The 21,028-nt window shown below is 68.0% G+C and carries 23 protein-coding genes and 3 tRNA genes; 14 read left to right on the top strand and 12 right to left on the bottom strand.

Going from position 1 to position 21,028, the window contains the following annotated elements; all coding sequences use genetic code 11:
* The 4 genes from wzm to BST17_RS23140 are packed head-to-tail and all read right to left on the bottom strand — an operon-like array spanning position 1 to position 3,042.
* A complete protein-coding gene (gene wzm, locus BST17_RS23155; RefSeq protein WP_083061243.1) occupies positions 1 to 831 on the bottom strand; it encodes a galactan export ABC transporter permease subunit Wzm/RfbD in 831 nt (276 codons plus the stop codon).
* Positions 828 to 1,739: a galactofuranosyltransferase GlfT1 gene (gene glfT1 / locus BST17_RS23150; protein WP_083061255.1), complete on the bottom strand. Its 912-nt coding sequence runs from the start codon at positions 1,737 to 1,739 to the stop codon at positions 828 to 830. The genes wzm and glfT1 overlap by 4 nt, the downstream gene beginning before the upstream one ends.
* Positions 1,729 to 2,535, bottom strand: a complete 807-nt coding sequence (gene wzt, locus BST17_RS23145) for a galactan export ABC transporter ATP-binding subunit Wzt/RfbE (protein WP_083061242.1) — start codon at positions 2,533 to 2,535, stop codon at positions 1,729 to 1,731. The genes glfT1 and wzt overlap by 11 nt, the downstream gene beginning before the upstream one ends.
* Positions 2,536 to 2,541: 6 nt before the next feature.
* The gene (locus tag BST17_RS23140; RefSeq protein ID WP_083061241.1) at positions 2,542 to 3,042 is read right to left on the bottom strand and encodes a bacterial proteasome activator family protein; all 501 of its coding nucleotides are present in this window, start codon (positions 3,040 to 3,042) and stop codon (positions 2,542 to 2,544) included.
* 224 nt (positions 3,043 to 3,266) lie between these two features.
* Here BST17_RS23140 and BST17_RS23135 point away from each other — a divergent pair, with 224 nt between their 5' ends.
* On the top strand, positions 3,267 to 4,463 hold the full coding sequence (locus BST17_RS23135; protein WP_083061240.1) for a cysteine desulfurase-like protein: 1,197 nt from the start codon (positions 3,267 to 3,269) through the stop codon (positions 4,461 to 4,463).
* On the opposite strand, the gene BST17_RS23130 is transcribed toward BST17_RS23135, so the two are convergent.
* Entirely contained in the window at positions 4,460 to 5,446 is a 987-nt protein-coding gene (locus BST17_RS23130; protein WP_083061239.1) for an NAD(P)H-quinone oxidoreductase, read from the bottom strand. The genes BST17_RS23135 and BST17_RS23130 overlap by 4 nt on opposite strands.
* A 41-nt stretch (positions 5,447 to 5,487) precedes the next feature.
* On the opposite strand from BST17_RS23130, the gene BST17_RS23125 reads away from it, so the two are divergent.
* From BST17_RS23125 to BST17_RS23115, 3 genes are all read left to right on the top strand, one after another.
* On the top strand, positions 5,488 to 6,000 hold the full coding sequence (locus tag BST17_RS23125) for a MarR family winged helix-turn-helix transcriptional regulator (RefSeq protein WP_083061238.1): 513 nt from the start codon (positions 5,488 to 5,490) through the stop codon (positions 5,998 to 6,000).
* Between the two features lie 19 nt (positions 6,001 to 6,019).
* Positions 6,020 to 6,106: transfer RNA gene (locus tag BST17_RS23120), tRNA-Ser, on the top strand.
* A gap of 28 nt (positions 6,107 to 6,134) precedes the next feature.
* A complete protein-coding gene (locus BST17_RS23115) occupies positions 6,135 to 7,157 on the top strand; it encodes a bile salt hydrolase (RefSeq protein WP_083061237.1) in 1,023 nt (340 codons plus the stop codon).
* Here the strand turns inward: BST17_RS23115 and BST17_RS23110 are convergent.
* Genes BST17_RS23110 through hisC form a run of 3 tightly spaced genes read right to left on the bottom strand, consistent with a single transcriptional unit; the run spans position 7,144 to position 9,490 of the window.
* Positions 7,144 to 7,953 carry a crotonase/enoyl-CoA hydratase family protein gene (locus BST17_RS23110; RefSeq protein ID WP_083061236.1) on the bottom strand — a complete coding sequence of 270 codons (810 nt, stop codon included), beginning with the start codon at positions 7,951 to 7,953 and terminating at the stop codon, positions 7,144 to 7,146. The genes BST17_RS23115 and BST17_RS23110 overlap by 14 nt on opposite strands.
* A 29-nt stretch (positions 7,954 to 7,982) precedes the next feature.
* Positions 7,983 to 8,432, bottom strand: a complete 450-nt coding sequence (locus BST17_RS23105; protein WP_083061235.1) for a hypothetical protein — start codon at positions 8,430 to 8,432, stop codon at positions 7,983 to 7,985.
* Positions 8,429 to 9,490: a histidinol-phosphate transaminase gene (gene hisC / locus BST17_RS23100; protein ID WP_083061234.1), complete on the bottom strand. Its 1,062-nt coding sequence runs from the start codon at positions 9,488 to 9,490 to the stop codon at positions 8,429 to 8,431. The genes BST17_RS23105 and hisC overlap by 4 nt, the downstream gene beginning before the upstream one ends.
* A 106-nt stretch (positions 9,491 to 9,596) precedes the next feature.
* On the opposite strand from hisC, the gene BST17_RS23095 reads away from it, so the two are divergent.
* The 3 genes from BST17_RS23095 (at position 9,597) to BST17_RS23085 (ending at position 10,204) form a co-directional block, all read left to right on the top strand.
* Positions 9,597 to 9,685: transfer RNA gene (locus BST17_RS23095), tRNA-Ser, on the top strand.
* A 41-nt stretch (positions 9,686 to 9,726) separates the two neighbouring features.
* Positions 9,727 to 9,799: transfer RNA gene (locus BST17_RS23090), tRNA-Arg, on the top strand.
* An 18-nt stretch (positions 9,800 to 9,817) separates the two neighbouring features.
* On the top strand, positions 9,818 to 10,204 hold the full coding sequence (locus BST17_RS23085; protein ID WP_083061233.1) for a nuclear transport factor 2 family protein: 387 nt from the start codon (positions 9,818 to 9,820) through the stop codon (positions 10,202 to 10,204).
* On the opposite strand, the gene BST17_RS23080 is transcribed toward BST17_RS23085, so the two are convergent.
* The gene (locus tag BST17_RS23080; protein WP_165762335.1) at positions 10,167 to 12,371 is read right to left on the bottom strand and encodes a putative bifunctional diguanylate cyclase/phosphodiesterase; all 2,205 of its coding nucleotides are present in this window, start codon (positions 12,369 to 12,371) and stop codon (positions 10,167 to 10,169) included. The two genes, BST17_RS23085 and BST17_RS23080, sit on opposite strands and share 38 nt — an antisense overlap.
* A 253-nt stretch (positions 12,372 to 12,624) precedes the next feature.
* Here BST17_RS23080 and BST17_RS23075 point away from each other — a divergent pair, with 253 nt between their 5' ends.
* Positions 12,625 to 13,125: a metallophosphoesterase family protein gene (locus tag BST17_RS23075; RefSeq protein ID WP_083061231.1), complete on the top strand. Its 501-nt coding sequence runs from the start codon at positions 12,625 to 12,627 to the stop codon at positions 13,123 to 13,125.
* Here BST17_RS23075 and BST17_RS23070 read toward each other — a convergent pair.
* The gene (locus BST17_RS23070; protein WP_083061230.1) at positions 13,122 to 13,460 is read right to left on the bottom strand and encodes a winged helix-turn-helix transcriptional regulator; all 339 of its coding nucleotides are present in this window, start codon (positions 13,458 to 13,460) and stop codon (positions 13,122 to 13,124) included. The two genes, BST17_RS23075 and BST17_RS23070, sit on opposite strands and share 4 nt — an antisense overlap.
* Before the next feature lie 98 nt (positions 13,461 to 13,558).
* Between BST17_RS23070 and BST17_RS23065 the strand changes: the two genes are divergently transcribed.
* The 3 genes from BST17_RS23065 to BST17_RS23055 are packed head-to-tail and all read left to right on the top strand — an operon-like array spanning position 13,559 to position 17,175.
* Positions 13,559 to 14,401, top strand: coding sequence for an NAD(P)-dependent oxidoreductase (locus BST17_RS23065; protein ID WP_083061229.1), 843 nt, complete (start codon positions 13,559 to 13,561; stop codon positions 14,399 to 14,401).
* Positions 14,398 to 15,240 carry an NAD(P)-dependent oxidoreductase gene (locus BST17_RS23060; protein WP_083061228.1) on the top strand — a complete coding sequence of 281 codons (843 nt, stop codon included), beginning with the start codon at positions 14,398 to 14,400 and terminating at the stop codon, positions 15,238 to 15,240. The genes BST17_RS23065 and BST17_RS23060 overlap by 4 nt, the downstream gene beginning before the upstream one ends.
* Before the next feature lie 42 nt (positions 15,241 to 15,282).
* Complete coding sequence (locus BST17_RS23055) at positions 15,283 to 17,175, top strand: alkyl/aryl-sulfatase (protein WP_083061227.1); 1,893 nt, start codon at positions 15,283 to 15,285, stop codon at positions 17,173 to 17,175.
* Here BST17_RS23055 and BST17_RS23050 read toward each other — a convergent pair.
* Positions 17,172 to 17,984 carry an SDR family NAD(P)-dependent oxidoreductase gene (locus BST17_RS23050; RefSeq protein WP_083061226.1) on the bottom strand — a complete coding sequence of 271 codons (813 nt, stop codon included), beginning with the start codon at positions 17,982 to 17,984 and terminating at the stop codon, positions 17,172 to 17,174. The genes BST17_RS23055 and BST17_RS23050 overlap by 4 nt on opposite strands.
* Here BST17_RS23050 and BST17_RS23045 point away from each other — a divergent pair.
* Positions 17,961 to 18,560 carry a histidine phosphatase family protein gene (locus BST17_RS23045; RefSeq protein WP_083061254.1) on the top strand — a complete coding sequence of 200 codons (600 nt, stop codon included), beginning with the start codon at positions 17,961 to 17,963 and terminating at the stop codon, positions 18,558 to 18,560. The two genes, BST17_RS23050 and BST17_RS23045, sit on opposite strands and share 24 nt — an antisense overlap.
* 9 nt (positions 18,561 to 18,569) lie before the next feature.
* Positions 18,570 to 19,583 carry a phosphotransferase family protein gene (locus tag BST17_RS23040; RefSeq protein WP_083061225.1) on the top strand — a complete coding sequence of 338 codons (1,014 nt, stop codon included), beginning with the start codon at positions 18,570 to 18,572 and terminating at the stop codon, positions 19,581 to 19,583.
* A gap of 8 nt (positions 19,584 to 19,591) precedes the next feature.
* On the opposite strand, the gene BST17_RS23035 is transcribed toward BST17_RS23040, so the two are convergent.
* Complete coding sequence (locus BST17_RS23035; protein WP_083061224.1) at positions 19,592 to 19,951, bottom strand: LapA family protein; 360 nt, start codon at positions 19,949 to 19,951, stop codon at positions 19,592 to 19,594.
* A 127-nt stretch (positions 19,952 to 20,078) separates the two neighbouring features.
* Here BST17_RS23035 and BST17_RS23030 point away from each other — a divergent pair, with 127 nt between their 5' ends.
* Positions 20,079 to 21,020, top strand: coding sequence for an ABC transporter substrate-binding protein (locus tag BST17_RS23030; protein WP_109750259.1), 942 nt, complete (start codon positions 20,079 to 20,081; stop codon positions 21,018 to 21,020).
* Positions 21,021 to 21,028: the final 8 nt, after the last annotated feature.

The following is a 21,028-nucleotide window of genomic DNA, read 5'->3' as shown; positions in this document are numbered from 1 at the left end:
TTACACCCAATACGCCACGCGCGCGCGGTACTGACGCATCGCGAAGGCCGCACAGATCCAGCCGACCACCGTGCACACCAGCACCACGATCCAGTGCCGCAGCTCCTGGTCGGCGCCCAGCAGCGGTGCGCGCACGATGTCGACGTAGTGCAGCAGCGGGTTGAACTCGATGATCTTGGCCCAGCCGCCGGCGCCCTGGGTGCGCAGTGTCTCGTCGTTCCAGATGATCGGGGTCATGTAGAACAGCAGCTGCACCAGGCTGAACAGCAACGGGCTGATATCGCGGTAGCGGGTGGCCAGGATGCCGAAAACCAGTGCGACCCAGACACAATTGAGCACGATCAGGAACAGCGCGGGGATGAAGGCCAGGTCGGTCCACTTCCACGGTTGCGGGAAGATGATCGCGATCACCACGAAGATGATGATGTTGTGGGCGAACAACAGCACCTGTCGCCACACCAGCCGGTAGACGTGCACGCTCAGCGGCGTCGGGAGTTGCTTGATCAGCCCCTCGTTGGCGACGAACACATCGGCGCCCTCGAGGATGGCCGCGTTGATCAGATTCCAGATGATCAGGCCGAGCGTGACATACGGCAGGTGTTCGGACAGTTCGAGTTTGAACAGCTTGGAGTACAACCCGCCCAGCGCGACGGCCATGGTGCCGGTGGCGATGGTGATCCAGAACGGGCCGAGCACCGAGCGCCGGTAGCGCTGCTTGATGTCCTGCCACCCCAGGTGCAGCCACAGCTCGCGCTTGCCGAACCCGGCGGTCATGTCACCCCAGGCGCGCGCCATCGTCTTCGACTGTGCCGCGGCGTCAACGATGGTCATGCCCTGCCACCAAACCTCTCGAACTTCTCCTGGCGCCCCGACTTCCGCAAGCGCACCCACTCCCGCAGCCCCGCCGGGTCGCGCCGGGTCACCAGGAAGTACCAGCCGAAGCGCACCCACTCCTGCGGGACCAGGCCCCGCATACCGCGCTGCGCCTGCAGATATCCGCGATTGCGGTAGGTGAAGTACCGCTTGGCCGCATCATCGGGATACTGCGTGTGCATGCGGCCACCCAGGATCGGCTTGAACTCGTCGGCGCCGTGTGGGTGCAGGTACGACGCATCCAGGCAGGTGCCGAAGGGCAGGCCGGACAGCACCAGGCGGCGGTGCACATCGGTCTCGTCGCCGCGGATGAAAAGCCGCAGGTCGGGCACCCCGACCGCCTCCAGGGTGGACGCGGCGAACAGAGCCCCGTTGAACAGCGAGGCGATGCCGGGCAGCAGGTCGTCCGACGAATCGACCTTCAGTTCCGACACATGCCTGCGCCACGCGACACCGCGGCGCAGCGGGAAGGCCAGCCGGCTCGGATCGTCGAGGTCGCACACCATCGGCGACACCGCGGCCAGCGCGTGCCGGTCGGCGCAGGCCATCAGGGTGGCCAGCACCGATGAGTCGGCGGGCCGCCCGTCATCGTCGGCCAGCCACACCCAGTCCGCGCCCAGGGCCAGTGCATGCAGCATGCCGAGCGCGAAACCGCCTGCGCCACCCAGGTTCCGGCGGGATCCGAGATAGGTGGTCGGCACCGGCTGGGCGGCGACCAGATCGGCCACCGCCGGATCGTCGTCGTTGTCGACGACGATCAGATGATCGGGCCGGCGGGTCTGACCTGCCACCGCGTCCAGCGACACCGAGAGCGCCTCGACGCGGCGGTGGGTGACGACGACCGCGATCACCGACTCAGAGTGCATCGCCACGCGCGTTCTCCTGCAGCACCTCGCGCACGTGCCGGGCCGCATCCGGTCCCTCGTAGGCGCCGACCACGTCCTCGATCCCACCCGTCATCCGGACGGTACCGTGGTCGATCCACATCGCCGACGTGCACAGCTGGGCCAGGAACTCGTTGGAATGGCTGGCGAACACCAGGATCCCCGAGCGTGCCACCAGATCCTGCAGGCGGGTGCGGGCCTTCTTCATGAACTCCGCATCGACCGCGCCGATACCCTCGTCGAGCAGCAGGATCTCCGGGTCGATGCTGGTGACCACGCCCATCGCCAACCGCACCCGCATGCCGGTGGAGTAGGTGCGCAGCGGCATCGACAGGTAGTCACCGAGCTCGGTGAACTCGGCGATCTCGTCGACCTTGGCCAGCATCTGCTTGCGGGTCTGGCCCAGGAACAGACCGCGGATGATGATGTTCTCGAACCCGGAGATCTCCGGATCCATCCCGACGCCGAGGTCGAAGACCGGGGCCACCCGGCCGCGCACCGTCGCCGACCCGCGGGTGGGCTCGTAGATGCCCGACAGCAACCGCAGCAGTGTCGATTTGCCCGCGCCGTTGTGCCCCACCAGGCCGACGCGATCGCCCATCTGCAGCGACATGGTGATATCCCGCAACGCCTCGATGACCACGACATTGGACTCGTTGCGGCCGATGGTGCCGCCGGCCTTGCCGAGGAAGGCCTTCTTCAACGACCGCGATTTCGCGTCGAAGATCGGGAACTCCACCCACGCGTTCTGAGTGGCGATGAACGGACTGTCGGACACGGGCGGCTACAGGTATTGCCCGGTGCCCGGGTGTGCCGGGCCGCGCTGGCCGGGCACCGCGCCCGGCGGCAGCTGGCGCATCTGCTCCAGCTGCGCGCGGGCCGCCATCTGCTGGGCGAACAGCGCGGTCTGGATGCCGTGGAACAGGCCCTCCAGCCAGCCGACCAGCTGGGCCTGCGCGATGCGCAGCTCGCTGTCGGTGGGCACGGTGTCATCGCTGAACGGCAGCGTCAGGCGTTGCAGCTCCTCGCGCAGTTCGGGGGCCAGGCCCTCTTCGAGCTCGCGGATGCTGCTGCTGTGGATACGGGCCAGCTTGCTGCGGCTGGCCTCGTCCAGCGGTGCCGCCCGCACCTCTTCGAGCAGCTGTTTGATCATCGTGCCGATCCGCATGACCTTGGCGGGTTGCTCGATCAGATCGGTCAGGCCCTTGTCGTCGTCGCCATCGGACGGGGCCGCGTCAGAGGTGAGGATCTCGACGTTGTCGTCATCGCCGGGGTGGATCGTCATGGTGTCCGAGACTAGTCCTCCCGGTCCGGGCCGAGCTCGTGGCCATGGCCGGTGTTGCTCCCGTGCACACCAGCAACAACAAGGTGATTAGCACCCCGGTCGCGCGACGGCCTGCATTAGTATGGCTGCCGAAGTGATCCGGGCCGGGTCCCTGCAGCGCGGCAGGATCTGCAACCCGATGTGTGTCCGTCTGTGCGATTCACAGACGCTCTAAGGTGGCTGACATGGTGTACGACGTTGCCCGGGTGCGTGGGTTGCACCCGTCGTTGGGCGACGGCTGGGTGCATCTCGATGCGCAGAACGGGATGCTGCTACCGGATTCGGTGGCGACCACGGTGTCCACCGCGTTCCGGGGCTCCAAGCCCATCGCCACCGGTCCGCACCCCTCGGCGCGGCGCAGCGCCACCGTGCTGGCCGCGGCCCGGCAGGCCATCGCCGATTTCGTCGGCGCCGACCCGGATGGTGTCGTGCTCGGCGCCGACCGTGCCGGGCTGCTGACCTCACTGGCCGACGCCGCATCGGTGAAGGTCGGGCTGGGCTACGAGATCGTTCTTTCCCGTCTCGACGACGAGGCCAACATCGCGCCGTGGCTGCGTGCCGCCAACCGGTACGGGGCCAAGGTCAAGTGGGCCGAGGTCGACATCGAGACCGGTGAGCTGCCCACCTATCAGTGGGAGAGCCTGATCACCGGGCCCACCCGGCTGGTCGCCATCACCTCGGCGTCGGCGACGCTGGGAACCGTCACGGACCTGACCCCGGTCACCAAGCTGGTGCACGAGAACAGCGGGCTGGTGATCGTCGACCACTCGGCGGCCGCGCCGTACCGGCTGATCGATATCGACGATATCGACGCCGACGTGGTGGCCCTCAACGCCGTCGCGTGGGGCGGGCCGCCGATCGGCGCACTGGTCTTCCGCGATCCGGCCGTCATCGACCAGTTCAGTTCCATCTCGCTGGACCCCGATGCCACCGGCCCGGCCCGGCTGGAAACCGGCATCCACCAGTTCGGCCTGCTCGGCGGTGTCGTGGCGAGCATCGAGTACCTGGCCAACCTGGACGAGGCCGCCACCGGATCGCGCCGCGAGCGGCTGGCGGTGTCGTTGGAGTCCTCGGCCGCCTACCTGGACCGGCTGTTCGCCTACCTGCTGTCCTCGCTGCGGTCGCTGCCGCTGGTGATGGTGCTCGGCGATCCGGTCGAACGGATCCCGGTGCTCAGCCTGGCCGTGCACGGGGTGCCCGCCGATCGGGTGATCCAGCGGCTGGCCGACAACGGCGTGCTGGTCAGCAGCAGCAAGCACTCCCGGGTACTGGATGCGCTGGGCGTCAACGACATCGGCGGTGCCGTCAGCATCGGGCTGTCGCACTACAGCACCGCGGCCGAGGTCGATCAGCTGGTGCGGGTGCTGGCCTCGCTGGGTTAGGCCCCACGCCGCTCGGCGACGTTCAGCAGCACCTTGCCGGTCACCTTGCCCGCGGCCAACAGCGCGTGCGCCTCGGCGGCCTCCTCGATCGGCAGTTCGGCGCCGATGAGCGGGCGGACCTTCCCGGCCGCGATCAACGGCCAGACATGCTCGGTCACCTGCGCGACGATGGCGCCCTTGCCGTCGGGGCCGTCGACCGGACGGGAGCGCAGCGCGGTGCCGATCACGCCGGCGCGTTTGCCGAGCAACTTCGCGATGTTCAGTTCGGCCTTGATACCGCCCTGCATGCCGATGATCACCAGTCGTCCGCCGGCGGCGAGTGCATCGATGTTCCGGTCCAGGTATTTGGCGCCCATGATGTCGAAGACGACGTCGGCGCCGCCGGCCGCGGAAACCCGCTCGACGAAGTCCTCGTCGTGGTAGTTGATGGCGATCTCGGCGCCCAGTTCGGTGCACAGCGCCAGCTTCTCCGCCGATCCCGCGGTCACCGCGACCCGGGCACCGAGCTCGCGGGCGACCTGGATGGCGTGCGTGCCGATACCGCTGCCACCCCCGTGGACGAGCAGTAACGCACCCGGCGTCAACCGCGCCGTCATCATCAGGTTGGACCAGACCGTGCAGGCGACCTCCGGCAGGGCGGCCGCCTCATGCAGGCCGACCCCGTCGGGCACCGGCAAAAGCTGCGCCGCGGGGACAGCGGCGTACTCGGCATATCCGCCACCGGCCAGCAAAGCGCACACCGGCTGGCCCACCGACCAACCGGTGACACCGTCGCCGAGTTCGACGATGGTGCCCGACACTTCCAGGCCCATGATGTCGCTGGCGCCGGGCGGCGGCGGGTAGCTACCGGCGGCCTGTAGCAGGTCGGCCCGGTTGACCCCGGCCGCGGTCACCCGGATGATCACTTCACCTGCGTGAGCTGCGACGTCAGGGACTTCTTGCCATGTCATACGTTCGGTTGAAACCGCAACGATGGCCTTCATTCCCGCTAGGCTACTCGGCCTCCCAAAAGTACGATTACCCGATGGAAGCATTGGTGGGGGGACGAACGGCAAGCAGTATGCCGGGGCTCGATATCGCCGAACAGAAATCGTGGCAAAACTTTCTGGACTCGGCTCTGCGGATCTACGCAACACTGAACAGATCGCTGGTGGACAACCACGGGCTGGCGCTCAACGATGTCCGACTGCTCGACATCCTGGACACTTCCGACAGCGGTTCGGCGCGGATGGGGGATCTCGCCGAAGGACTGATGTCGCTGCCCAGTCGGGTGACCCGGCAGATCCACCGGTTGGAGAAGCTGAACCTGGTCACCCGCGTCGCCAGTCCGGATGACCGGCGCGGCGTGCTGGCCACCATCACCGATCAGGGCCGCGCACTGCTGGCCGAGGCCATGCAGACCTACGGCACGGAGGTGCGCACGCACTATCTCGGCCGGCTGTCCCGGGCGCAGATCACCGCGATGGGGGAGAACTGTCGCCGGATCAGCGCCGGTTTGCAGGCCGATGGGCGGCCCGCGAAGCTGGGACGGGTGTAGACCGCTTAGGCTGTCGGACGGTGGCGTGGCAGAGCGGCCTAATGCACTCGCCTTGAAAGCGAGAGACGGCTAACACCGTCCGGGGGTTCAAATCCCTCCGCCACCGCTCTGTGAACATCGCTACGCTGTGGCGCGTGTGCACCCGAGTGATCTGGCCGGAAGCCGGCGGCGCCGTCCTGGTGGGACGGAACATGGACTTCCACAAGGATTTGATGACCAACCTGTGGAAGCAGCCCCGCGGCATCACGCGTGATGACGGGGTGGCCGGCAGGCTCACCTGGACCTCGAAGTACGGCAGCGTCATCGCCACCGCCTTCGACATCATCTCGGTGGATGGTCTCAACGAGGCGGGCCTGGCCGGTCATGTGTTGTGGCTCGCCGAATCCACTTATGGCACACCGGATGCCGCGCGCACCCAACTCAGTCAGGCGATCTGGCTGCAGTACTTCCTGGACAACTTCGCCACGGTGGCCGAGGCGGTGGCCTGGATCGCGCAGACCGATGTGCAGGTGGTGCAGATGGACGATCCCACCGGCGGGGTGCCGCCGGCCATCCACCTCGCCCTCGACGATGCGTCCGGCGACTCGGCGATCATCGAATACATCGACGGGACGGCGAAGGTCTACCACGACCGCGCCTATCGGGTGATGACCAATTCGCCGACCTTCGATCAGCAACTCGAACTGGTGACGGCCTTCACCGGGCTGGGCGGGACCGAGCCGTTGCCCGGTTCCACCGAAGCCGCCGCCCGGTTCGCCAGGGCCACCTACTACGCCGGCCGGCTGCCCGAACCCGCCGGGCAGGTCGAGGCGATCGCGGCGATGCTGTCGGTGATCCGCAATGCCGCGCAGCCCTTCCGCATCCCCGATCCGGGTAAACCCGATGCCTCACAAACCATTTGGCAGGTGGTCATCGATCTGACCAACCGGCGCTATGTGTACGAGTCGACCACCAGGCCCAATATCGTGTGGGTCGACCTGGCCGACCTGGACTTCAGCGCGGGCAGCCCGCAGCTGAAGCTGGACCTGATCGGCGAACTCGCGGTCCAGGGCGGGATCGCGGGCAATGTCTCGGACCGCTTCGAGGACAAGGGCCCGATGACGTTCCTGTCGCTGGCGCTGCTCGAGCAGCTGAAGGGTGCGGCTACTCCCCGGTGAACTGGGGCGGGCGCTTCTGGAACATCGCGGTGACCGCCTCGCCGAGATCCTTGGACGGCAGGAACGCCGAATTCCAGGCCGCCACATAGCGCAGGCTCTCCGAGACCCGGCCGATGCGCTGTTGATCGAGGACGTCCTTGACACCGTGCACGGTCAGCGGCGGGTTGGCCGCGATCTCGGCGGCGGTGGCGTGCGCGGCCGCGAGTGCGGCCTCGGCATCGGGGTAGACGTCGTTGACCAGATTGATCTTCTCGGCGCGCGCGGCGTCGATGTCCTTACCGGTCAATGCAAGTTCGCGCAGATGTCCGTCGGACAGGATCAGCGGCAACCGGGCCAGCGAGCCCACGTCGGCGACGATCGCGAGCTTGACCTCCCGCACCGAGAACTTGGCATCGGCACTGGCATAACGGATGTCGACCGCGCTGATCAGGTCCACCCCGCCGCCGATGCACCAGCCGTGTACCGAGGCGATGGTCGGGGTGCGGCAGTCGGCGACGGCATTGATCGCACCCTGCATCGTGGTCAGCTTCTGGTGGAAGCCCAGCCGATCCTTGGCGCCGGCGTCCAGCCCGGGCATGGTGGCGCCCATCGCGGCCAGGTCCAGGCCGTAGCTGAAGTTCTTGCCCGACCCGGTCAGCACGATGGCGCGGACGTCCGGATCGGCGTCCAGCGCGCCGAACACCTGGGGCAGTTCGGCCCAGAACGCGGGCCCCATCGCATTGCCCTTGCCGGGACCGATCAGCGTCACGCGGGCGACGTGGTCGGCGATGTCCACGGTCACGGATTCGTATGCCATGGCTTGCAGGCTAACGGGTGTCGAGCAGGCTAGGGGACGGGCCCGCCCAGCAGGACTTCGCGGACCGTGCTGTCGACCAGGAACTGGCACACCGCATCGGCCAGCGACTTGGCGATCTCGATGTTGTCCGGGCCCAGGATGGACTGGTCGCCCTCGAGGACGGCGTTGACGACGGCCTTCTGAGTGGCCTCGTCGAGCTGGTTGTAGTCCGCGCATGTCATCGTCAGCGCATCGGGCGGCGCCGGGACATCGGGGGTGTCCGAGCCCTGGGTGGGGAAGCCCGGGATGGTGATGTCGGGCAGACCCGGGATCTCCGGCAGGCCAGGGATGACCGGTTTGCGACTGGTGGTGGTTTCCGAGGTCAGTGGCGGACCGGGCTCGGTGGTCATCGCGACCGTGCCGTCGGTGCTGCGTCCGCAGCCGGTGAGCAGGCCGAGCGCGATCAATCCGGTCCCGGCGGCCACCAGCGTGCGTCTCATGGCTGCTCTCCTGCGATCCACTGCTCGGCGAACGCGAGGAACGCGTCGTTCTCGTGGGGCGCGGCGACCGTCACCCGGACGCCGTCCTGACCGTATGGGCGCACCAGCAGCCGGTTGTCGGCGGCGGCATTGGTGAATTCGTCGGTGCGCCCGGGCAGCACCAGCCAGACGAAGTTGGCCTGCGAGGAGGGCAACCGGTAGCCCATGGCGGTCAGCGCCGCGCTCACCCGGGCGCGTTCGTCGACCACCGCGTCGGTGCGGGCCAGCAGTTCGTCGGCGGCGTCCAGGGAGGCGATCGCGGCGGCCTGGGAGATGGTCGTCGCGGTGAACGGCACGTACACCTTGCCCAGTGCGGTGACGATGTCCGGATCGGCGACGGCGTAGCCGACCCGCAGGCCGGCGAGTCCGTAGGCCTTCGAGAAGGTCCGCAGCACAACCACATTCGGATAACGCCGGACCAGGCCCAGGCTGTCGGGCAGCAGGCCGTCGCGGATGTACTCGACGTAGGCCTCGTCGATGACGACCAGGATGTCCGAGCGGACGGCGGCCACGAAGGCCTCCAGCGCGGCGGGGTCGACGACGGTCGAGGTGGGGTTGTTCGGGTTGCACACGAAGATCAGCCGGGTGCGGTCGGTGACGGCGGCCAGCATGGCATCCAGATCGTGGGTCTGGTCCTTCAGCGGCACCGGCACCGGGGTCGCTCCGGCGGTGCGGATCTGCAGCGGATAGATCTCGAAGCTGCGCCACCCGAAGATCACTTCGTCACCGACGGTGGAGGTGATCTGGATGAGCTGCTGGCACAGGCTGACCGAGCCGGCGCCCACCGAGATGTTCTCCGGGGTGAAGTCGACATGCTTGGCCAACCGCTCGCGCAGGTCGAGGTAGCCGTTGTCGGGGTAGCGGTTGATCCCGGCGGCGGCGGCCGTGATCGCGTCCAGCACACCGGGCAGCGGGCCGTCGACGGTCTCGTTGCTGGCGATCTTGATGGCGCCGGGCACCGTGCGACCGGGGGTGTAGGCGGGCAGGTCGGCCAACTCGGGTCGCAGACGGGCGGTCACCCGGCCATTCTAGGGGTGCGCGTACTCGCGCTTTGCCTTCCGCCGGGCAGCCTGTGTAATCTGTGCGCTCGGCGGTTCCGGGGGTCCGGTACCCTCAGATCGTTCAGGAGGCGTGCCAGAGCGGCCGAATGGGACTCACTGCTAATGAGTTGTCCCCCTTACCGGGGACCGGAGGTTCAAATCCTCTCGCCTCCGCCGAGTATGACCAGCAGTACCGAATTGAATAACACGACCAGGCGCCCGTAGCTCAACGGATAGAGCATCTGACTACGGATCAGAAGGTTAGGGGTTCGAATCCCTTCGGGCGCACTCAGGCAGGATGCGGGTATGACGACTCCGCTGATCCAACGTTGGATCGACTTCATCGGTAATCACGACCCGGCAAGGCTCGACGAGCTGCTCGCCGAGGATGCGGTCTTCTACTCCCCGGCGGTGTTCACCCCGCAACAGGGCAAGGCGCTGACCGCCAAGTACCTCAATGCCGCGGCGAAGCTCTTCGGCGGCACCGACTTCCACTACGTCGAGCAGTGGGAGAGCGCGAACTCGGCGATCCTGGAGTTCCAGGCCACCCTCGACGGGGTGACTGTCGACGGGATCGACATGATCCACTGGAACGACGAGGGAAAGATCGTGTCGTTCAAGGTGATGATCCGCCCGTTCAAGGGCCTGCAGGCCGTCATACCGCGGATGGCGGAGCTGCTTGGGGCCCCGTGACGCCGCGCTCGGGCAGCGGTAGCTCGTCGGCGTAGACGGGTTCGCCGAAATAGCTGCCCTGGGCGACCGCGCAGCCGTACCCGCGTAGCAGCTCGGCGGTGTCGGGGCTCTCCACCCCCTCCGCGACGCTGGTGATGCCCAGCGTGTGGGCCAGCCGCACGATCGAGTGCACGATGGCCGCTGCGCGCGGGTTGGTCAGCATCGGCGCGACGAAGTGGCGGTCCAGCTTGAGCTCGTCGACCGGCATGTCGCGCAGATAGCTCATGGTCGCGTAGCCGCTGCCGAAATCGTCGATGGAAACCCGGAACCCGGCTGCCCGGAGTTGTTCGATGACATGGCGGGCCTGGTGCACGTTGGACAGCAGGTAGTGCTCGGTGATCTCGATGGTCACCGAGGTCGGGGTGAGCCCGTGCGTGGCAAGCACCGCGGCGATCCGGGCCGGCAGTGTCGCATCGTCGAACGACGGGGCGAACAGGTTGATGGCCACCGGGATCTCCCGGCCGCCGTGCCGGTGCCAGGCCGCGGCGTCCCGGGCCGCCTGTTCCACCACCAGATCGGTGACGGCACCCACCAGGCCACTGCGCCGGATGAGCGGCAGGAACTGATTGGGTGTCAGCACACCCAGCTCGGGATGGGGCCAGCGCACCAGCGCCTCGACCCCGACGAGCTCGCCGGTCGCCAGCGAGATCTGCGGCTGATACGCCAGCCGCAGTGCGCCGCCGGCGACGACGCGCCGCAGTTGGCCCAGCAGCGTGATCTCCGGCACCGTCGGCGTCGGGCGGGTGTCCTCCGCCCAGGCGGTGTCGGCATCGGCCAGAGCCATCCCCGGTGTGTATATCTGGACACCGCCCACCCCGGACCGTTTGGCGATGTACATCGCGATATCGGCCTGTCGCAGCAGTTCCTCGGTGCCGATCGGCTCCTCGACGGGCCCCGGCGCGACCGCCAGTCCGATGCTGGGCCGGATGTACACCTCCTGCCCGGCGAGCACGAACACCTCCTCGAAGGCGCGGACCACCCGCTCGGCGACGTTCTCCGGGGGTTCGATGCCGGGTTCGATGATCACCGCGAACTCGTCGCCGCCCAGCCGAGCCACGGTGTGGCCTGCGGGCAGCGCGGCCACCAGCCGGCCGGCGATATCGCGCAGCAGCTCGTCCCCGCAGTGATGGCCGAGATTGTCGTTGACCAACTTGAAATCGTCGAGGTCCAGCGACAGCACGGCCAGCGGCCGCCCGTCGCGGTGTTGCAGATCGATGGCGTGGTCCAGCCGGTCGGTGAACAGCAGCCGGTTGGCCAGCCCGGTGAGCGGATCCTGAAATGCGTGCGCGGCCACCTCGTCGAGCAGCCTGCGGTTCTCCACCAGCACGGTGAGCTGGCGGATCAGCGCCGAGATCACCAGGATCGCCGCCCCCAGCAGCACCGGGCGGATGTCGGCATCGGGCCACAGGTACACCACCGACGCCACGACGGCGAACGGCATCGGCGCGTACGGCAGCCACATGATGCTCGTCGGCATGGGGCGTTCGTCGTCGCCGCGGTGATCGCGGGTCGCGGCGGCCGACAGGTGCGCACCCGCCGCGAGCATCAGCAGGCCGGTCAGTCGGCTGATGACCGGGAAGGAGCCGACGCCCCCAGCGCCCTGCAGGTCATCCTGCGCGCCGATGTGCAGCTGGATGTAGAGCGCGGCCACCTCGCCCATCGCGATCGCGGCCAGTCCGGTGGTCACCAGGCCGAGGATCTGTCGGCGGCCGGGCGGAACGACGGTGAGCACCAGCATCGACAGCGTCACCATGGTCAGCGCGGCGATCGGGTAGACGGCGGTCAGTGTGGCCGCCCACCGGGTCCGCGTGCCGTCGGTGAACAGCGGGTCCAGCACCGTGACCCAGACCAGCAGGAACAGTGCCGATGCGATGACCGTGCCGTCCATCAGCTGCCGGAACGCCGAGAGTCGCCCGGTGCGCGCCCGCAGCACCCACACCACGCAGACGGCCACCGGCAGCGCCAGGAAGCCGAGGTCGGCCACCGAGGGGAACGGCGGCTCCTGCTGGCGGACCACCTGGTGGTAGGCCCGGAACAGGCTGCCGCCCACCCAGCCGAGCAGGCCGACGGCCAGTACCGACCAGGCCAGCCGGATGCTGCCATGCCCGGCCCGGGCGGCGGCAACCATACCTGCGCAGGCACATGCACTGAACGCAACGAGCCCGAGTGAACCGACGGTCGTCACGACCTGCGCACCGCCCCAACCCAGCAGCAACCAGCAAACAAACAACAGGTAAACCGCCATTCCGGCGGCATAGCCCATGTTCGTTCTGATAGCGCCCATTACGTGCAGTTTAGAGCGCCGGCGTGATAATGCGACAGCAATTCCGTCCAGTCCGTCCAGCAACGCCTTTCACAGGCGTTGCGCTAACCTCGAGCCGATGCGTCTGCTGCTGATCTCCGACACCCACCTGCCCACCCGGGCACGCGACCTGCCGGCCGAGGTCTGGGCGGCCGTGGATGCTGCCGATGTGGTGATCCACGCCGGGGACTGGATGTCTGTCGACCTGCTGGACCAGTTGGCCGATCGCGCCGCGCGGCTCATCGGGTGCTGGGGCAACAACGACGGTGACGATCTGCGTGCCCGGCTCCCCGAACGCGCCGATGTCACCCTCGACGGGGTGCGGTTCACCGTGACGCACGAGACGGGGGCGTCGGCCGGACGCGATGAGCGGATGGCCCGGCTCTACCCCGACACCGATGTGCTGGTCTTCGGCCACAGCCACATTCCGTGGGATGCGACGGCGTCGACCGGACTGCGGCTGCTCAACCCGGGCTCCCCCACCGATCGTCGGCGCCAGCCGTACTGCACGTACATGACGGCCGAGTTGGCCGACGGGGTGCTGGGGCCCGTGCAGCTGCACCGCCTGGAGCGGGCCTAACCGACCTTCGCGGTGCAGATCTGCTCGATGTGCTCCTCGGCCCAATCACTCAGCGGCTCCAGGGCATTCAGCAGTTTGGTGCCGGCCGGGGTCATCGAGTACTCCACCCGGGGCGGTACCTCGTGATAGCTCTCCCGGTGCACCACGCCGTGGCGCTGCAACTCCTTGAGATGCTGGGTGAGCATCTTCTGCGAGACCCCGGGCAGGCTGCGGTGCAGGGCGTTGAACCGCTTGGGTCCGCCCTGCAGTTCCCAGAGGATCAGCGGCTTCCACTTACCGTCCACCACGGCGAAAGCGGCATCCAGGCCGCAGGTGAACTCGCCCAGCTGCGTCATGATTGCTCCTGTTCAGCGTCATTACTTACCAATAGGTGAGTATCCCACTAATAAGTGGGTACTTGCCGCAAACTCCGTGTGCTGTCGAAGATGGTGCCATGAACATCAGCTTCTTGGGACTCGGAGAAATGGGTTCGGTGCTCGCCCGGACCGCCGCCGACGCCGGCCACCGCATCACCGTCTGGAACCGCAGCGCCGCGAAGGCGGGCGGGTTCGGTGCGGTCGCGGCCACCGTGCGCGACGCCCTCGCGGCCGACCTGGTCGTCGTGTGCCTGTTCGACCACCGGTCGGTGCACGACGTCCTCGATCCGGTCGCCGAACACCTCGCGGGTGCACAGATCCTGAACCTGACCACCACCTCGCCGGCGGGGGCCCGCGAATTGGCGCACTGGGCAACGAGTCTGGGCGCGACCTACCTCGACGGTGGCATCCTGGCGACGCCGGACATGATCGGCACACCGCAGTCGCGGATCTTCTACAGCGGGTCGGTCGAGGTGCTCGAGAGCCACCGCGAGGTGCTCGGCTTGTGGGGGACGGTGGAGTACTTCGGCGCCGATGCGGGCATGGCCTCGCTCTACGACCTGGCGTTGTTGTCGGCGATGTATGTCATGTTCACCGGCTTCTTCCACGGTGCGGCGCTGCTGGCACCGGCCGGGGTGAGCGCCGGCGAGTTCGCCGCGATGGCGGTGCCGTGGCTGCAGAACACCGCGGCGGCACTGCCGGAGTACGCCGAGGTGATCGACCGCGGCGATTACGCCGCGCCCGGTCAGCAGAGCCTGCTGTTCTCCGATCTCACCGACATCGTCGACACCAGCCGGGCCCAGGGGATCAGTACCGAGGTGGTGGACGTGGTGCAACGGCTCATCCGCCGCCAGATCGACGCGGGCCACGGGACCGACGGCTTTGCCCGCATCATCGAGGGTCTGCGGGTGGCGGCATGAACGTGACCGTGCTGGGCCTCGGCCCGATGGGGCAGGCCCTGGCCGGGGCGCTGCTGACGGCCGGTCACCGCACCACGGTGTGGAACCGGACCGCGGCCAAGGCAGAGTCGCTACGACAGCGCGGTGCGCAGGTCGCCGCGTCGCCCGGTGCGGGCGTCGCCGCATCCGAGGTCAGCCTCGTCAACGTCGTCGACCACGACGCGGTCCACGCAGTGCTCGCCGCCGCCGGTGATGCGGTGGCGGGCAGGCTCATCGTCGGGCTGACATCGGACACCCCCGAGCGGTCCAACCGCACCGCCGAACTGGTGGCCGGTCTCGGTGGTCGGTATCTGGACGGCGCGATCATGACCCCGACCGCCACGATCGGGACACCGGATGCCGCGATCCTGTTCGCCGGGCCCCGGGACCACTACGACGCGGGTGCCGGGGTATTCGGCGCACTCGGCACACCGAGGTGGCTGGGGGCCGAATACGACCGCGCGGCAACCCACGACATGGCCCTGCTCGACCTGTTCTGGACATCGGTCAGCGGCTTCCTGCACGCCCTCTCCGTCGCCAGGGCCCACGGCATCGGCGCGGCCGAGCTGCTCCCGCACGCCCTGGGCATCGTCGCGATCCTGCCGCCGATCTTCACCGAGATCGCCGAACGCGTCGAGGCCGGACAGCACGGCCAGTCGAGCGCCCCGGTCGCCTCGGTGGCCGCCTCGCTGCATCACCTGATCGCGACGTCGCGCGCGGCCGGTCTGGAGACCGGTGCGCTGGAGGCCTTCGAGCGCGTGGTCGCCGAGGCGGTCGCCGCCGGGCACGGCGATCAGGAAATCAGTGTGCTGGCATCGTGATACCGGCGCGGCGGGCGGCCGGTCGTGGCAGTGTCGTCGACCATGACAGTCAAACCGCCGAGTGCCGGCATCGCGGCAGCCAACCGTGCACACCGCGACGCCCCGGCGTTCCAGGACACCCGCGATTTCGCCGACGCCGACCGGGGCTTCCTCGCCGCCCTGGACCCGTGCGTCGTCACCGGCGCCGACGGGAAGGTGGTGTGGGACAACGACAGCTACTCCTTCCTCCTCTCGGGCTCCGGGCCGGACAGCGCGCCCGACAGCGTGCACCCGAGCCTGTGGCGGCAGTCCCAGCTGTGCGCCAAACAGGGCCTCTACGAGGTGGTCCCGGGCATCTACCAGGTGCGCGGCCTGGACCTGTCCAACATCAGCTTCATCGAGGGCGACACCGGAATCATCGTCATCGATCCGTTGATCTCCACCGAGACCGCCGCCGCGGCGCTGGCGCTGTACCGGTCGCATCGCGGCGATCGACCCGTCGTCGCCGTCATCTACACCCACAGTCACGTCGACCACTTCGGTGGTGTTCTCGGCGTGACGACCCAGGCCGACGTCGACGCCGGGCGGGTACAGGTCCTGGCGCCGGAGGGATTCGTCGAGCACGCGGTGCAGGAGAATGTCTACGCCGGTACCGCGATGACCCGCCGCGCGGCGTACATGTACGGCGCGGTGCTGGCCCGCGGACCACAGGGACAGGTCGGCTGCGGGCTCGGCCAGGCACCGTCGCTGGGCGAGGTCGCGCTGATCGTGCCGACCATCGACATCCGTCACACCGGCGAGACGCACACCGTCGACGGCGTCGAGATCGAGTTCCAGATGGCGCCCGGCACCGAGGCACCCGCCGAGATGCACTTCTATTTCCCGCAACTGCGCGCCCTGTGCATGGCCGAGAACGCTACCCACAACCTGCACAACCTGTTGACCCTGCGTGGCGCGTTGGTGCGCGATCCGCACGGCTGGGCCGGATATCTGACCGAGGCGATCGACTCCTTCGCCGACCGGACCGACGTGGTGTTCGCCTCCCACCATTGGCCCACCTGGGGGCGCGAGCAGATCGTGGAATACCTGTCGCTGCAACGCGATCTCTACGCCTACCTGCACGACCAGACACTGCGTCAACTCAATCAGGGCCACACCGGTATCGAGATCGCCGAGAATTTCCAGATGCCGCCGGCGCTGGAGCGGGCCTGGCACACCCACGGCTACTACGGATCGGTCAGCCATAACGTCAAGGCGGTCTACCAGCGCTACATGGGATGGTTCGACGGTAACCCCGGCCGGTTGTGGCAGCACCCGCCCGAGGCTGCCGGACCGCGCTATGTCGAGGCGATGGGCGGCCTGGACCGGGTGGTCGACACCGCCCGGTCGGCCTTCGACACCGGGGATTACCGCTGGGCGGCAACGCTGTTGGATCACGCCATCTTCACCGACCCGCAGCATGCCGCGGCGCGCGAGCTGTATGCCGACACCTTGGAGCAGCTTGCCTACGGCGCCGAGAACGCGGTGTGGCGCAACTTCTTCCTCTCCGGGGCGACCGAGCTGCGCGATGGCAACTTCGGGACCCCGACCAAGACCACGGCGCCGACCCTGCTGGCGCAGCTCACCCCGGAGCAGATCTTCGACACGCTGGCCATCAGTGTGAACGGCCCACGGGCCTGGGACCTCGATCTGACCCTCGACGTCACATTCGTCGACCTGGCCGCCGACTACCGACTGACGCTGCGCAACGGGGTGCTGGTGCACCGCAAGACCCCGGCCGACCCGGCGACGGCCACGGCCACGGTGACATTTGCGACCAAGGCCCGACTGCTGGCATTCGCGGCGGGGGACCGGGAGTCGCCGGGGGTCGAGTTCACCGGTGACGCGTCGGCGCTGGCCACCCTGCTCGGGGTGCTCGACGCGCCGGACCCCGATTTCGACATCGTCACGCCCTAGGGCAAACCGCCGTCGGCACGCAGGATCGAACCGGTGGTGAAGCTGGACGCGTCGGACATCAGAAACAATGCGGCACCGATGATCTCGGCGGGATCACCGGCCCGCTGCAGGGGAAAACCCGCGAACGGATTCACCTGGTCCGGGAAATCCCAGGCCTTGCTGATATCGGTGAGGAACGGGCCGGCCATCAACGTGTTCACCCGCACCGTGGGCCCGAACGCCTTCGCGAAACCCTCGGTGAGCGCGTTCAATCCGGCCTTGGCGGCGGCATAGGGCAGCATGTCGGGCGCCGGCCGCAGCGAACCCGAGGAGCTGATGTTGATGATCGACCCGCCGCCGTCGGCGACCATGCGCTCACCGATGAGCGTGGTCAACCGGAACGGGCCCTTGAGGTTCAGATTCACCACCGAGTCGAACAGCTTCTCGGTCACCGACCCGAGCGAGTCGTAGAGCGGGGACATCCCGGCGTTGTTCACCAGGACGTCCACCCTGCCGAACCGGGCATAGGCCGCCTCCACCAGCGGATCGAGCTGATCCCACCGCCCGATATGCACCTGGTGGGCCAGCGCGGCACGTCCGGTCGCCGCCGTGATCGCCTCCGCGGTGGCCACGCAGGTATCCAGATTGCGGCTGGCGATCATCACGTCGGCGCCACAGCGCGCGGCGGCGAAGGCCATCTCGCGACCGAGGCCACGGCTACCCCCGGTGATCAGCACCACCCGGTCGGTCAGGTCGAACAGTTCGTCGGCGTACGAGCGCGGTGACACGACCCATATGGTGTCACGGTGCAACTGCTTCTGGTCCGACATGCGCTGCCGCTGCGCAGCGCACCCGGTGAGGGTTCCGATCCCGATCTGTCCGCCGACGGCATCGCCCAGGCCGCGCGGCTACCCGACGCGCTGAAGCGATTCCCGATCACCCGGCTGGTCAGCAGCCCGCAGCGGCGCGCCCGGCAGACCGCCCAGCCGGTGGCCGACGCGCTCGGACTGCCGGTCGGCATCGACGAGCGGATCGCCGAGTACGACTACGGGTTGTCGCACTACACGCCCATCGAGGAGGCCTCCAAGGAGGACCTGCAGCGACTCATCGACGGCCACCTGCCCGGCGATGTCGACCCCGACGCGTTCCAGGACAGGATCTGGGCCGGTATCGACGACATCATCGCCGCGGCCGACCACGACGACACCGTGGCGGTGTTCAGCCACGGCGGGGTGATCAACGCCGTCGTGCACCGGGTGCTGGCGACCGAGCGGCTGCTGTGCGTGCAGGTCGACTACGCCGGTATCACCCGGGTGCTGTCCTCGCGCAGCGGCCGACGGTCCATCGCGGCGCTCAACGGCACCGAACACGTATGGGACCTGCTGCCGCGAAACACGCAATGGTAGACACGTCGCGTGACCAATCTTGACGGCCTGGACCTCGACGCCCTCGATCGCCATCTCCGTGCCGAGGGCGTGGCCCGCAGCGGTGAGCTGCGCGCCGAACTGCTCTCCGGCGGACGCTCGAATCTGACCTTCCGGGTCTATGACGACGCCTCGAAATGGGTGCTCCGCCGGCCGCCGCTGCACGGGCTCACCCCGTCGGCGCACGATATGGCCCGCGAATACAAGGTGGTGGCCGCGCTGGCCGGAACGGCCGTGCCGGTGGCAGCGGCGATCACCATGCGCAACGATGACACCGTGCTGGGCGCCCCGTTCCAGATGGTCGCCAATGTCGAGGGCAATGTGGTGCGCAGTGCCGAGGAACTGGAGACACTCGGCGGACCCGAGGTCATCGACGGCTGCGTGACATCGCTGATCACCGCGCTGGCCGATCTGCACGCCGTCGACCCGCAGGCCGTCGGACTCGGGGACTTCGGCCGCGCCGAGGGCTATCTGGCACGTCAGGTGAAGCGCTGGGGCTCGCAGTGGGCGCATGTCCGCCTCGACGACGACACCCGCGACGATGATGTGAAGAAGCTGCATTCGGCTCTGGCAGAACGGATCCCGGCCAGCCCGCGCGCGTCGATCGTGCACGGCGACTACCGCATCGACAACACCATCCTGGACGCCGAGGACCCGACCACGGTGCTCGCCGTGCTCGACTGGGAGCTGTCCACCCTGGGTGATCCACTCTCGGACGCCGCGCTGATGTGCGTGTACCGCAACCCCAATTTCGACGATGTGCTCGGCATGCGGGCGGCATGGACGTCACCGCTGCTGCCCTCGGCCGACGAGCTGGCCCAGCGGTACGCCCAAGCCAGTGGTCAGGAACTGCAGAACTGGGAGTTCTACATGGCGCTGGCCTATTTCAAGCTGGCGATCATCGCCGCAGGCATCGACTTCCGCGGCCGCTCCGGCGGTGACTCGCCCGACCGGGTCGGCGAGGCGGTCGCCCCGCTGCTCGCCGAAGGATTGCGGCTGATCTAGACGGCCGCTCAGGCAACCCGGCGCGCGGCCTTGAGGTTCTTGCGCGCCGCGATGCGCAACTGCACGATGCGCGCCGCGCCCACCAGCACCGCGAGCAGCCCGCCACCGACCGCGGCCAGCAGCAGCGCGACGCCCAACGGCAGCGTCCAGTTCCAGCCCAGGAAGTGGAAGGTGCCCGGATCGGTGTTCTGCGCAATGAAGATCAGCAGCACGATCAACACCAGGAACCCGATGATCAGCGACGACCACAGTGCGGCGGCCCGGGTGAACTTCACATTGTCCTCGGGCGGGGAGACAGAATCCGACGTGCCCAGGGGCTGGCTCGGCTGCTCGGGTTCGTAGGGCAGCGCGTTCGGGTCGGTCGTCATGGCCTTATCTTGCCCCGTCGGGGGCGATCGCAAACCATCTCAGCGTGAATCAAAGTCAGGCGTGTTGCCGCGCCGCCGGTTAATGTCGAGGAGATTGCCAGGCGCCACAGGGCCACCGAGGGGACATATGCGCAGCAGATCCAGGATCGTCGTGCTCATGGCAGCACTGGTCGCGTTGGTGACCGCCGGCTGCGGAAGTTCGAACCCGCTCGGCGGCGGCGAGATATCCGGCGACCTCAAGACCATTGCGGTCGGATCGGCGGACTTCACCGAATCGAAGATCATCGCCGAGATCTACGCGCAGGCACTGGAGGCCAACGGCTTCACCATCACCCGGCAGTTCGGTATCGGTAGCCGCGAGACGTATATCCCTGCCGTGCAGGACCATTCGATCGATCTCATCCCAGAGTACACCGGAAACCTGTTGCAGTACTTCGACAAGGATGCCACCGCGACGACCTCCGACGAGGTGTTGCTGGGGTTGCTGAAGGCACTGCCCGGCGACCTGTCGATCCTCTACCCGTCACCGGCCGAGGACAAGGACACCCTGGCGGTGTCCGAGACCATCGCGCTGGAGTGGAACGTCAAGACCATCGCCGATCTGGCGGCACGCTCTCCGGAGGTGAAAGTCGGTGGGCCCTCGGAGTTTCAGACCCGTCAGACCGGCCTGGTCGGGCTGGAGCAGAAGTACGGCCTGCGGATTGCGCCGGCCAATTTCATCGCCATCAGTGACGGGGGCGGGCCGGCGACCGTGCAGGCGCTGACCAACGGCACCGTCACCGCAGCGAACATCTTCAGCACCTCCCCGGCGATTGAGCAGAACAACCTGGTGGTGCTCGAAGACCCGGAGAACGTCTTCTTGGCCGCCAATGTGGTGCCGCTGGTGGCCTCGCAGAAGATGTCCGACGAGCTCAAGACGGTGCTCGACGCCGTCAGCGCCAAGCTCACCACCGAGGCGCTGATCGAACTCAACGGATCGGTGGAGGGCAACTCCGGCGTCGACCCCGACGAGGCGGCGCAGAAGTGGATCTCCGACAACGGGTTCGACCAACCCCTGCCCGGTAAGTGAGTGAGCCG

The sequence above is a fragment of the Mycolicibacterium bacteremicum genome, assembly GCF_002086115.1.
GTDB classification, from domain to species: Bacteria; Actinomycetota; Actinomycetes; order Mycobacteriales; family Mycobacteriaceae; genus Mycobacterium; species Mycobacterium bacteremicum.
The sequence above is the reverse complement of the archived record's forward strand: the minus strand, read 5'-3'. Positions and strand labels throughout refer to the sequence as shown.